At 49.3% G+C, this 12,742-nt stretch carries 8 protein-coding genes; 4 read left to right on the forward strand and 4 right to left on the reverse strand.

What is annotated here, in order from left to right; genetic code table 11:
* The first annotated feature begins 91 nt into the window (after positions 1 to 91).
* Positions 92 to 3,211, forward strand: a complete 3,120-nt coding sequence (locus MKX74_RS08875; RefSeq protein WP_341178124.1) for a hypothetical protein — start codon at positions 92 to 94, stop codon at positions 3,209 to 3,211.
* Between the two features lie 160 nt (positions 3,212 to 3,371).
* Here the strand turns inward: MKX74_RS08875 and MKX74_RS08880 are convergent, their stop codons facing one another.
* The 4 genes from MKX74_RS08880 to MKX74_RS08895 all read right to left on the reverse strand — a co-directional run bounded on the left by MKX74_RS08880 (position 3,372) and on the right by MKX74_RS08895 (position 5,568).
* Positions 3,372 to 3,911, reverse strand: a complete 540-nt coding sequence (locus tag MKX74_RS08880) for a phage tail protein (protein ID WP_028592296.1) — start codon at positions 3,909 to 3,911, stop codon at positions 3,372 to 3,374.
* 23 nt (positions 3,912 to 3,934) lie between these two features.
* The gene (locus MKX74_RS08885; RefSeq protein ID WP_341178125.1) at positions 3,935 to 4,444 is read right to left on the reverse strand and encodes a phage tail protein; all 510 of its coding nucleotides are present in this window, start codon (positions 4,442 to 4,444) and stop codon (positions 3,935 to 3,937) included.
* Positions 4,445 to 4,546: 102 nt separating this feature from the next.
* The gene (locus tag MKX74_RS08890; protein WP_341178126.1) at positions 4,547 to 5,056 is read right to left on the reverse strand and encodes a phage tail protein; all 510 of its coding nucleotides are present in this window, start codon (positions 5,054 to 5,056) and stop codon (positions 4,547 to 4,549) included.
* A gap of 32 nt (positions 5,057 to 5,088) precedes the next feature.
* Complete coding sequence (locus MKX74_RS08895) at positions 5,089 to 5,568, reverse strand: GNAT family N-acetyltransferase (RefSeq protein WP_341178127.1); 480 nt, start codon at positions 5,566 to 5,568, stop codon at positions 5,089 to 5,091.
* A 511-nt stretch (positions 5,569 to 6,079) separates the two neighbouring features.
* Between MKX74_RS08895 and MKX74_RS08900 the strand changes: the two genes are divergently transcribed.
* The 3 genes from MKX74_RS08900 to MKX74_RS08910 all read left to right on the forward strand — a co-directional run bounded on the left by MKX74_RS08900 (position 6,080) and on the right by MKX74_RS08910 (position 12,639).
* Positions 6,080 to 10,705, forward strand: coding sequence for an Ig-like domain-containing protein (locus tag MKX74_RS08900; protein WP_341178128.1), 4,626 nt, complete (start codon positions 6,080 to 6,082; stop codon positions 10,703 to 10,705).
* A 228-nt stretch (positions 10,706 to 10,933) separates the two neighbouring features.
* Positions 10,934 to 11,560 (forward strand): class I SAM-dependent methyltransferase, encoded by a 627-nt coding sequence (locus MKX74_RS08905; RefSeq protein ID WP_341178129.1) that lies wholly within the window; start codon positions 10,934 to 10,936, stop codon positions 11,558 to 11,560.
* Positions 11,561 to 11,595: 35 nt separating this feature from the next.
* Positions 11,596 to 12,639 carry a S66 family peptidase gene (locus MKX74_RS08910; RefSeq protein ID WP_341178130.1) on the forward strand — a complete coding sequence of 348 codons (1,044 nt, stop codon included), beginning with the start codon at positions 11,596 to 11,598 and terminating at the stop codon, positions 12,637 to 12,639.
* The last annotated feature ends 103 nt before the right edge of the window (positions 12,640 to 12,742 follow it).

A 12,742-nucleotide genomic window follows, 5' to 3' on the forward strand; every position in this document is an offset into this window, starting at 1 on the left:
TATGATGAAAGTAATTTCCAAAACATCAATCGACATACTTCTATGGGAAATGCCAAGCTTTACTTACATCAAATTTTGGGAGGTTTTTGCCATGACGACGCTAGACAACGGGTTCATGACACCAGAGGAAGTGGCACAATCACTATTATTTTCAGAGGTTCAACGGGGACGAATCGGAGACACGATCCATCTGGTTGCAGCGGATCTGGAGCTTACCAAGGAATATTTCAAGGATGTAAGTGCCCACTACGTTATCCAGGCGGACACAATCCATTTGTGCGAGAATTTAGTAGTTGCAGGCAGAAATATCACTATGAATGCTCGCATTATCTGGTCAGATTGTCCAATAACCATTGATACTTCTTATACAAGCAGACCTGTAGAGGACTACGAAAACAATCCGGCAAGATCGGGCACAGCTAAGGAAGAGAAAGGCATGAATGGGGAGCACGGGGCCAACGGTAAAGACGGAGGACAAGGGATCGCAGGTGGACATATTGTATTGGTAGCGGAGCGCTATGAGCTGGGAGGAGAACTCAAGCTGATTGCCAGTGGCGGTCCAGGTGGACGTGGACAAGATGGCGGCGAGGGGGCCGTAGGCACAGATGGAGTGGAAGGAAAGGATATCGAGTTCAATGCCAAACGGCGTTATCTTTTTGGTGCTGCTCCCGGGAAAAAGGGTGGGAATGGCGGCAACGGTGGAAATGCGGGTAGATCTGGTAACGGAGGTAATGGTGGCGATATATTTGTGGGCTATGTGAAATCAGCCTCGGAGCACCTGATTACACTGGACAGTGCAGCGGGGCAGCCTGGAGCGGAAGCGGAGCCAGGTAAAGGCAATTCAGGGGGAAAGGGAGGGATAGGTGCTCATGAATTAGAGTTTGTTGTTTTTCCACCAACTTTTGTGCAGAGTGATAAACGTGGTGACAGCGGGGCAGATGGCATAGATGGTCAAGATGGGGCGCGAGCTGTTCCAGCTTCACCAGGCAAGGCAGGCCAATTGGCAAAGATGTTGATCAAGCATGCTCAATTCCATGGCTCGCCCATCGAGCATGTCTCTATACAGGAAGAATTTATTACATTCTATCAGAACGGGATGCTGTGCGCCTCATTAGAGCAACAAACGCTGACACTTCACAAGGCTAGCGTAGCTTATATGGCCGGCAGTAAAGATACTTTGAATGAAGCTGCTGTCCTGCTGGAATGGCTGATCAACACCTTGCCGGATGAGGAATGGTTCGACAAGATGCGAGCAAGCCAGGTGCAGACCACAGCATTCATGAAGCTATTTCTCACTAGTTCGGTTCAGTGGCTGGCATTGCGCAGTAAAGCGATTATTCTCCTCGCACAATTAGGTGATGGACTGGATTACTTCGGAAACCCATGGAACTGGACGCCCTTAATGCCTTTGAAAGAATATCAGCAGCGCGGAAGCGATCTGATTACTGCGGCGAAGCAGGCTGAGGATCTCTATATCGAGTATATGCAGGCACAAAATAGTCAACACAACCGAGAGGGTGCGCTGACGAAGGCACTGACCATTTCAGCCGACAAGGTTGTTGCAATGGACAAGGAGCGGGCTAAGTCTATAGCGGATCGATCAGAGCTCAAAAACGACATTGACAGCATGCTGGGAAATTTGTTTGAGAAGGAAAAGATATTAGAGACAACCGCAGGTGAGTTCGTGGAGGCATTAAGAAATCAACTGGCGCTGGATTCACTGAAGGCTACCTTCAATCTGGTCGTCAATGGAGTGGCTCTTGTCACTAGCGTAACGCCTGTTATGACCGCAGTGCGCACGGGGGGAGCCATATATTCAGCTGTAAGTAGCTGCTTCGAGTCCAAGGCAAGCGTAGCGGTTCGCAATCATAGCACAGATCCGGAGCAGGTTGAGAAGGAGAAGAAGAAACAAGAAGAGGCCTTAAGCAAATCCATAAATAGTGTGAAAAAAGGATTTTCCTCTATATATGGTCTATATCAGAGCGGTAGGGAGCTGCGCGATATCGGCGAGCAGATGGGACAAGCCCAAGATAAATTCGGTTATCGTGCCTCCATGTTCAAGATGACTCGAAAGGAATTCGAAAGCATGCTGGAGCCTGTATACAAAAAGGTTCCCGCGGAGAAAGTGGAGAGTTATCGCAATGCCTTCTATGATTATTTGAAAGTGGTGGAGGGCTATCAAGAAAAGGTGCAGAGCTACGGTGCCAAGTTCCTTGAGGAAGAAAAGCTGCTGGCAGATGCCACACGCCTGCGTGCTGAGGATGAGCGTCTTCGTCAGGCTCTGGGTGATCAAGTGGACCCATCGCTACCTTTGTTCCATACGTACATCTTCAGCATGTACAATGATGCCAAGCAGAGCCTGATTGACTTCTTATATCAGGAATATCAGGCGTTCCGTTACATGGTGCTGGGTCATGATCTATTCCCACAGATTCGTGGCAGCCACGTAGCCGAATTAAGCCAGATTCATGCGACGATTACGAATAAAATCATAGATGCAGTGAATCACTCGGAGACGCCAATCCAGACGTATCGCAATATTACCGTGATCTTCAATGAAGCTACTTATCCGGAGCAGTTCCGAGCGCTGCGTGAGCATAAGCAGGCGTTCTTCGCCCTGTCCCTGGATAATAAGATCGTGAGAGAGAAAATTGCGGGGAAAGCACATATGACGGCTAGTCAATGCCAGGTTCAGCTGCCGGGTGCGAGACTTGACTCGGGCAATGTTCATGTGAGATTCACTCATATGGGTTCTTCTACCTTCCTGGACCCGCAGGGAGAGCGATTTGATTTTGTGCATAAGAAAAGCCAGGGTTTTTATGAATATCAGGTCTCAATTACACCAGCAGTGCCACAAGGTGTGACGGAAAAAATCGAGAGCTATTCGGGAGGCAGTGCAGGAGATGGCCTCGGCCGAATCATGCCGGGACTGTTAGCTTTGTGGTCCATAGAAATACCGCTGGAGGACTTGAACAATGATCCATTGAATAGAGGGGTAGACCTCAAGGATGTGAACAAGATCGTAATGACGTTTGACGGCACCGCTGTAGCTTATACAGGCCGAAAGTCAGTCAAGAGCAATAGTAATCTTGAAGAATTAGCGCTGAAAGGCAAGGCGATACCGGTAGTCGAGGATCATGAAATGTACGTGGCGGGTGCTGCAGCAGCTCCTGAATATGAGGTATCGGAAGCTATCATTATTGAATTGTAGATCTCATAATCGCGATTGCAAGACCTATGATTGTGATTGCAAGATCTATGATTGCGATATTAGCATTGATGACAAGAAGAAAAGCTCAGCGGTTGCGCTGAGCTTCTTCATGTCCAATCGTAAAGACTGGGCATGGGGTAATACATAGACACCTTGTCGTTTATGGACGTACAGGGTAATAATCTCCATTCAGGCAGATGATGAAATTCTGCGCAATAAAGGGCTGCATGTTGTTGTGAGGCTGCGACCCACCGACTGCCCCTAAGGTCATGGGAGACATCTGGGCAGCAGGAGTAGAGTTATACAAAAGCGGCTGCGGCAAAGTAGGAGCAGGCTTGGGAGCTTGCGCCCAGTAGCTGTCTGTTGGGCTGTTCTGATTACCATTCACAGCTACTGCTTGAGCAGTATGGGTATGATTAGGTGTCTGAGATAAGACCAGCGTAACCTGTGCTGACCCTGTCTTGGCCCCTATGATATGATGCGTAAGACCAACGCCTTGACCCTGGTGCAGGACTGCGGAGCCCATGAGATTAGGAAGCGCAAATGTAGTTTTTCCGTCTCCTCCATATTGGAAGCCAATGATGGAATAGAGAGCGGTATAATCGGTAATCTTGAGCAATTGACCATTGCACAGAGCCCAGTCGCGGGGTGCATAATTGCCAGAGAAAATTCGAATCTCGCCAGTAAATGCGTCAGCCATGTACGTACCTCCTTATAATTACTTCAACCTCTTGAGGGGTAGATCCCTGTAGTAGCAATAGCGTAGACCAGTACGAGATAAGGCTGCATATTATCGTGGGCGGATGAGCTCCCGGATTCTTTGATGCTTCCTACGGCCATTTGTGCAGCAGTTCCTCCGGTCGTTGGCGCATTCTGACTGAAGGAATCTGCTATAGCGGACCAGGTATTTCCAGTGGGTGTAGCTAGCTTTGGAGCTTCAGGACTTGAATATACCTGATGCGTATGTTGTGGGATCTCATTAATGGTCAGTGTGTGCGCAGCCTCTCCCTGGGAAGTACCGAGAGGAATGCTGGCGGATACATGAATAGGAGTGCGTCCGCGATAATCGGGGAGTGCAAAAGTAGTTTTGCCGTCACCTCCATACACATTGGAGAGAATGGAGTATAGTGCTTGGTTCGTATTGATTGAAAGAATCTGGCCTTCACAAGGACTCCATCCCTTGGGGATGGCATTGTAGGGAAACAGTCTAATTTCGCCTAAGAACGGCTCCATAGTATTACCTCCTCATAACAAATGGTTGAGTCTGTTGGAACTCGTTTTTTCACTGATTAACTATTATAAAATCGTTGTTAAATGAATTCAAAAAAGGAACGGCTAGAATTGAGATGGATATATGCCTTCTAAGCAGATGATGAACGAGATAGCAGTAGATGGCATCATGTTATCATGCGGCTGGTTGCCACCGACGCTACTAACGGTACTAGCATTCATATTGACCGTAGCCGTCGGGGTCCCTGAAAAATAAATTTTACGAGGGGAGTCTCCCCATAATGCATTCTCTGGACTGTCCAACTTGTCTGTCCCACCTGTCCAAGCGTTAGCGATATGAGTATGTGCTGGAAGGTTAGACGCATTCAAAGTAACAGTCTCACTGCCTGCTTTTTGTCCTATCGTATAGGTCTGACTGCGATGCACGGCTACTCTGCCCTGCAGATCAGGAAGCGCAAAATTGGTCTGCCCATCTCCACCATAAGTGGTGCCAATCAGACTAAATAATGCTTCATTCGCACTAATCAGAAGCAACTGACCGTTGCATAATGCCCATCCCTCTGGAGCAAAGTTGCCCGCAAACAGGCGGATTTCACCCAAGTACCCTTCACCCATCTAACACACACCCTTCTGCATCAATGTTTGGATTAATCGTTGTCGTTGTGTAAGTGGCTCCACTCCAATATGTGGTGCAATCCGGAGCTGCTCACATGCCGAAAGCCTAATCTATGATACAGCCGCGCTGCGCTGCTCATAGGAAGCACACTCAATTGAATAGTTGCCTCTGCCCTGCGTGCGTGCTCTTGTAGCTTCTGAATCAAGCAGGAGCCAATTCCTTGATTACGATACTCCGGAAGAAGCGAGATATCGATAAGTAGCCACTGATTACCGTGACAGCTGGTATACAGCTGACCGACAGGAGTCTGTTGCTGCTGTACAATCTCCCGAATCGCATTTGGATAAGCAGCGGCGTAGGACATGGTCTGTGCCCTCCATTGCATGCTAAGGAATGCTTGCTTCTCCTGCTCTCCCCATCCCCAACTCAATAATTCATCTTGGCGCGTTGAGGAATACAGCTGAAACAGAAAGAGTTCATCGTCGGGTTTGGTAGCAACAGTAGTGATCACATAGAGTCCTCCTATCGGGCTATCTGTCAACGGAAAGGTTACTATATGATGTTTATATCAGAATATGTTGGTAATTGTCATTAATAATTTGGGAATTAACTCAAAATACGAAAAGTTGAAGTTATTTTCATCTATTAATGTAAAATAATATACAACCATCATGGGTAATTAGAACTAATACAACGGAAATATGACCCAAATTTCGTGATACGCACAAACGATTTTCCTTTATACTGAGAGTAATTTCCATATCCGGCATTTGGTCTACTTCTCAGGGAAATTACATAGTTGTATGAAGCAGATTCAGTGATAGAGGAGGGCGAAAGCGATTGTTTGTAAAAGCAAGAAAGGTGTAAGAAGTGTCATCCGGGCTACGCTAGCCATCGTCCTGCTGATTCACTCCTTGGGCCTGTTCGGTTGGGCACCGAAGGCGAGTGCTTCAACATGGATTAACGCAAAGCAGGTCCCGAACAGCTTTCAAACGCTGACGGAATATGGTGGAGGCACGTGGATGTCCTTAGGGTATTTCCTGGATTATCATCTCTCCACAGATACGACGACCTGGACTGAACATAATCTTGGCTTAGCGCTCGAACCGAGTAATCTTAAGTACTTGAATTCGACCTGGTATCTTACGGGGTCGGAAGGCGTGCTCAGAACGACGACGCCTCAAATCCCATCATCCTGGGTGCCTGTTCATGCCTCCCTGAATAATACCCTGATTCAGGACATGGTCTATAATCCTGCAGAGGACCGTTACGTTCTGATAGGAGGAGACAGAGCTTACTCTTACATCGGTAATGCAGCGCCTGCGGTGGTATTTACAGGGAGTAACGGCTTGAATTTTTACAGGTTAACCTATGGTGATGGTGTGTATGTGGCAACGACCTACATGCAGGATCAACCTAGCCGGATCTATCGTTCTGTTGATGCAGTGAATTGGAATCTGGTGTACACTGCACCATCAGTTCATGTGATTACGGACATTGTCTACGGCAACAACAGGTTCGTAGCTGTGGGAGATAAGGGGAAATCCTATGTCTCCAGTGACGGATTGGTATGGACTCAGAATAATGCGCTGAGTGACAATACACTAGCGTTGAATTCAGTCATTTTTGCCGCAGGACAATTCTACACGGTAGGTCAGCTTGAAAAAGTGGCAGTATCCACGGATGGGCTGACCTGGCAGGAAGATCCAGGCAATAGTGGAATCATGGCTGATTATGCAGACATTGCTGTGGCAGGCGGAAAAGTAGTAGCCGTGGGTTACACGCAGGATTTCACGACAGGCATTATCAATACGACTACCTTGGCAGTCGTGCCTATTGTGAACAGCGTAATCGTCACTCCAGGCACAGCAAGCGTGGTGCAAGGATCGAGCGAGCAGCTGACCGCGACGGTTGACGTCAGTGGTGGCGCAGCCGATACGGTGACATGGAGTAGCAGCGATCTGACGGGCAATGTGTCGGTGAGCAACACGGGATTGGTCACCGTGTCTGCGACAGCAACGCCGGGCCCATACACGATCACAGCAACGTCCACGGAAGATAACAGCAAGCAAGGAACGTCGACGATCACAGTGACGGAAGCACCTGCGGTGAACAGCGTAATCGTCACTCCGAGCACAGCAAGCGTGGTGCAAGGATCGAGCGAGCAGCTGGGCGTGACGGTTGACGTCAGTGGTGGCGCAGCCGATACGGTGACATGGAGTAGCAGCGATCTGACGGGCAATGTGTCGGTGAGCAACACGGGATTGGTCACCGTGTTTGCGACAGCAACGCCGGGCCCATACACGATCACAGCAACGTCCACGGAAGATAACAGCAAGCAAGGAACGTCGACGATCACAGTGACGGAAGCACCTGCGGTGAACAGCGTAATCGTCACTCCGAGCACGGCAAGTGTGGTGCAAGGGGCGAGCGAGCAGCTGACCGCGACGGTGAACGTAAGCGGTGGTGCGGTCGATACGGTGACGTGGAGCAGTAGCGATCTGACGGGCAATGTGTCCGTGAGCAACACGGGATTGGTCACCGTGTCTGCAACGGCGACGCCGGGTCCGTACACGATTACGGCGACGTCGACGGAAGATAACAGCAAGCAAGGAACAGCGACGATCACAGTGACGGAAGCACCTGCGGTGAACAGCGTAATCGTCACTCCGAGCACGGCAAGTGTGGTGCAAGGGGCGAGCGAGCAACTGACCGCGACGGTGAACGTAAGCGGTGGCGTGGTCGATACGGTGACATGGAGCAGTAGCGATCTGACGGGCAATGTGTCGGTGAGCAACACGGGATTGGTCACCGTGTCTGCGACAGCGACGCCCGGTCCATACACGATCACAGCAACGTCCACGGAAGATAACAGCAAGCAAGGAACGTCGACGATCACAGTGACGGAAGCACCTGCGGTGAACAGCGTGATCGTTACTCCGAGCACGGCAAGTGTGGTGCAAGGAGCAAGCGAACAGCTGACCGCGGCGGTGAACGTAAGTGGTGGCGCAGCTCAGACGGTGACATGGAGCAGCAGCGATCTGACGGGGAATGTGTCGGTGAGCAGCACGGGACTGGTCACCGTGTCTGCGACGGCAACACCGGGTCCATACACGATTACGGCAACGTCCACAGAAGATAACAGCAAACGAGGAACAGCGACGATTACAGTAGCAGCTGCGCCTGAGGTTCCAGTGGTGAACAGCGTGACAGTCACTCCAGGCACAGCAAGCGTGGTGCAAGGATCGAGCGAGCAGCTGAGCGCGACGGTTAGTGTAAGTGGTGGCGCAGCGGATACGGTGACGTGGAGCAGCAGTGATCTGACAGGGAATGTGTCGGTGAGCAGCACGGGACTGGTAACCGTGTCTGCAACAGCGACACCGGGTCCGTATACGATCACGGCGACGTCTACAGAAGACAGCAGCAAGCAAGGCACAGCGACGATCACGGTGACAGCCGCCCCAGCGGTAAACAGTGTAACGGTGACTCCAGGCACAGCCAATGTGGTGCAGGGAGCAACGGAACAGCTGAGCGCGACAGTGAGCGTCAGCGGTGGTGCAGCTCAGACAGTGACGTGGAGCAGCAGCGACCTGACGGGTAACGTGTTGGTGAGCAACACGGGCCTGGTAAGCGTGTCTGCGACAGCGACACCAGGTCCGTACACGATCACGGCGACGTCCACGGAAGACAGCAGCAAAAAAGGCACAGCGACGATCACGGTGACAGCCGCTCCTGTAGTTCCAGTGGAGTACACGGTACATGTTGCTAATCAGGCAGGAGGCACAATCACAGCTAGTCCGACGACTGCTGTTGCAGGAGTGCCAATTACGGTGTCTGTTCTGCCTGAAGCTGGGAAGCGACTTCAACCAGGCTCCCTGAAGTACATTTTCGACTCGGAAGCTTTCCCAATTAGCAATGGCTCATTCATAATGCCAGCGGGGGACGTCACAGTAACTGCAGAGTTCGAGGATATTGGTGAACAGACTTCAGAGCTCGCTATGGCTGCACCTGTATTTGATCAAGTTCGGGCTGGATATACACGTCCTGCAGCAAGACCGCTGCTGATGACCAATGCCGGCAATACCATGGCGGTAATCGAAAGTGTATACTCCAGTGACTCTAATTCCTTTGAGCTTCATACGGGTGCTACCAATATAGGCTCAGGTGAGACGATTGACAGTTGGACAATTCAGCCGATAGCTGGGTTGACTGCAGGCACATATTCGACTGTAGTAAGTGCCGTCTATGGAGAAGGAGCTATTGCTACAGCTACCGTTACCTTTGTCGTCCTGCCAAGACGCTCTGGTGGGGGGAACAGTGAAGTTGGAGGTTCAACAACACCCGCACCGAATACTCCAGGGACGAGCGATCCAACTCCAACGCAGCCATTGCCAAATGGTGTTCCTGTGCTCGTGAATGGAAGAGCCGAGAATATCGGAACGTTGGACACAACAACTGTCAATAATCAGACGATCACTACGATTACACCTGATTCTGCTAAGCTACTTGAGTGGCTAGAGCGGGAAGGGAATAACGCAGTGGTAACGATGCCGGTACAGGTAGACTCGGATAGGACTACGGCTGTACTCAACGGAGGTATTGTGCAACAGCTGGCAGACCGATCTGCTGTACTGGTATTCACAACACCTAGTGCTTCCTACCAATTATCAGCCGGCCAATTACCACTGGGTGATATAGCAATCGACTTAGGTGCAGCTACCAACCTTGCAGACGTAGACTTTAAGCTTACGATTGCCAAGGCCAGCCCAGCGGATAAGAATCTGCTGCAGGCTGCTTCTTCCCAAGCAGGCGCTACATGGCTGGTGGAGCCGGTTCATTTTACGATGACAGCTACCTACAAGAATACTACTACGGATATTAATCGCTTTAGTAGCTATGTTAGACGAGACCTGCTTATTCCAGACACGGTTGATCCGAATCAGATTACGACTGGAGTAGTGGTAGGAGCAGATGGCTCTATCCATCATGTACCTACTTATGTACGGCAGCAGGACAGTCAGTATTACGCGGTCATTAACAGCTTGACGAACAGTATGTATTCCTTGGTGTGGCATCCTGTTACCTTCCCGGATACGGTCAATCACTGGGCGGAGAATGCGATTTCCGATATGGGCTCCCGCATGATCGTTACAGGAGTTGCTTCAGACAGATTCGAGCCGAACCGGAATATTACGCGGGCGGAGTTTGCGGCTATGGTGGTCAGAGCATTGGGACTGACTCCTGGCCAAGGGGATGTAGCCTTTACAGATGTGCAAGCCTCCCAGTGGTTCGCGGGGTACGTCCAGACTGCACGTGAGTATCAACTGATCGAAGGATATGAGGATGGTCGATTTGCTCCGCAGGATCATATTACTCGTGAGCAAGCGATGACGATCATATCCAAAGCGATGGAGCTCACTGGCATCCAGAAGACCGCATCCCAGGAGCAAATAGAAGCCGAGCTGGCATCGTTCGAGGATCAATTCTCCATTGCGGGCTATGCAAGGGCGCATATTGCTGCCAATCTGTCGCAAAATATTGCCAAGGGTCGATCAGCTTCGCTGCTTGCACCTAAGGGCGAAATTACTCGTGCAGAGGTAGCGCAGCTGCTTCAAAATTTGCTTCAGCAATCCGAACTTATTCAATAGAAGCTATTGACGTTATTATGGAAAGCTAAGTATTCAGGGCCAGACTTATGTCTGGTCCTTTTTATTACATCTAATTATTTGAAGAAGATATATAATAAAGAAATATTCGGTGAATTATAGCTTCTAGCAGATTAGTTATTTATTTTAACGTGTAAGTTCAGGCTGTACTTGGATGATCAATATACAATGTGCAATGTGCTGACTATTCGTGAACTAGGAGAGATAAAGATGGGAACGTATTGGAACGAGCGCTTTTTACAGTCAGGAATGATCTGGGGAACCGAGCCGAGTCCTACCGTATTTCATGCGATTGAGCTATTCAAGTCACATCATGTTAAGAGGGTTCTTATTCCAGGGGCGGGCTACGGCAGGAACAGTAAAGCTTTATCTGCCCATTTTCAGGTAACAGGTATAGAACTATCAGCGGAGGCAATTCAGCTTGCACGTCAATGGGACACAGCAAGTGAATACATTCAGGGCTCTGTACTGGAGCCTGTCATATCTCCGCAGCAGTTTGATGCGATCTATTGCTATGATGTGCTGCATTTATTTTTGGAGCCTGAGCGGAGACAGCTTATTGCACGCTGCATTGATGATGTAAGAGTTGGTGGCATGCTATATTTCACGTGTTTTTCTGACGAGGATCAGCATTTCGGTATGGGGCGAGAGCTGGAGAAGGGTACATACGAGTACACCTCGGGGAAGTATGCTCATTTTTTTGGAGAGGAAGATTTAAGAGAGCATTTTGCAGAGTTGCATATTCTGGATATGGGGAGCAGGCAGGAGACATTGCTCTATCAGAACAATCAAGCTAAGGAATATACCATCAGATATATTTTGGCGGAGAAAATCTAATCGAATAGACAGTGGGGATGTATAGGAGGGACTACATGCTGAAGCCTAAAAGGATCATGCCAGGTTCAAGAATTGCTATCATATCGCCGTCAAATGGCTTACCTTACCTATTCCCAGATATTTATGAGCTAGGACTGAAGAATCTCCAAGAGCTTCTGGGGTTGGAAATTGTTGAAATGCCGACAGCAAGAATGTCTCCTGACGATCTGTATCGACATCCACAGTTACGTGCGGAGGATATTAACCAATGCTTCAGGGACAACACAATTGATGGGGTAATCACCTCTATTGGCGGATATGAGTCTATAAGAATTTTACCGTATCTAGATCAGGAAGCCATTATCAATCATCCAAAGTTTATTATGGGCTTCTCAGATGCGACCACCTTTTTGGCGTACATCAATCAATTAGGCATGGTTACTTTTTATGGGCCGTCTATTATGGCTGGAATCGCCCAGATGAGGAGTCTTCCTTCTGAGCATCTGGAGCATGTAAGGGCAATGCTCTTCACGGATCATTTTCCGTATCATTATGCTCCGTATCTCCGATGGACAAATGGGTATCAGAAATGGAGCAGGCTGGAGACGCTTGGGGAGTGCAAGGAATTCTATGATAATGAGAAGGGCTGGACTTTTTTACAGGGAGATTCCGTACAGCAAGGCACGTTGTGGGGCGGTTGCATTGAAGTGCTCGAATTTATGAAAGCCACCGAATTCTGGCCTGAACGATCGTTCTGGCAGGATAAAATACTATTCTTCGAAACTTCAGAGGACAAGCCTTCACCTGATCAAGTAGGCTATATGCTCCGCAACTACGGAATGCAGGGAATATTCACCCAAATCAAAGGTGTTATGTTTGGTAGAGCCAAGGATTATACGGAGGACGAGAAGCAGCGATTGAATGAAATCATTGTAAATGTGATCAAGGATGAATTCGAGGCTGATCATATAGCGATTGTAGTGGATTTTGATGCGGGGCATACAGACCCGAAGCTGATCTTGCCTCTGGGAGGTCGAATCGAGCTACGTCCCGGTACCCAAGAGATTATTCTTCTTGATTGTCCATTCAGGGAGTCATAATTAACTCTACATGGGGGACGAGAAATCATAGGAGCTTTCTTTAGCGCCCTGCTAGTTCGTACTACTCTCGCTCAGGAGGGGCTATTAGAATGCACTGTTTATT

It is taken from the genome of Paenibacillus sp. FSL K6-1230 (genome assembly GCF_038002385.1).
Lineage (GTDB): Bacteria > Bacillota > Bacilli > Paenibacillales > Paenibacillaceae > Paenibacillus > Paenibacillus massiliensis.

Excerpts from the sequence above, each read along its gene's own strand:
- MKX74_RS08875 (WP_341178124.1), top strand. The coding sequence starts at position 92 with ATGACGACGCTAGACAACGGGTTCATGACACCAGAGGAAGTGGCACAA.
- MKX74_RS08880 (WP_028592296.1), bottom strand. The coding sequence starts at position 3,911 with ATGGCTGACGCATTTACTGGCGAGATTCGAATTTTCTCTGGCAATTAT.
- MKX74_RS08885 (WP_341178125.1), bottom strand. The coding sequence starts at position 4,444 with ATGGAGCCGTTCTTAGGCGAAATTAGACTGTTTCCCTACAATGCCATC.
- MKX74_RS08890 (WP_341178126.1), bottom strand. The coding sequence starts at position 5,056 with ATGGGTGAAGGGTACTTGGGTGAAATCCGCCTGTTTGCGGGCAACTTT.
- MKX74_RS08900 (WP_341178128.1), top strand. The coding sequence starts at position 6,080 with ATGTCCTTAGGGTATTTCCTGGATTATCATCTCTCCACAGATACGACG.
- MKX74_RS08905 (WP_341178129.1), top strand. The coding sequence starts at position 10,934 with ATGGGAACGTATTGGAACGAGCGCTTTTTACAGTCAGGAATGATCTGG.
- MKX74_RS08910 (WP_341178130.1), top strand. The coding sequence starts at position 11,596 with ATGCTGAAGCCTAAAAGGATCATGCCAGGTTCAAGAATTGCTATCATA.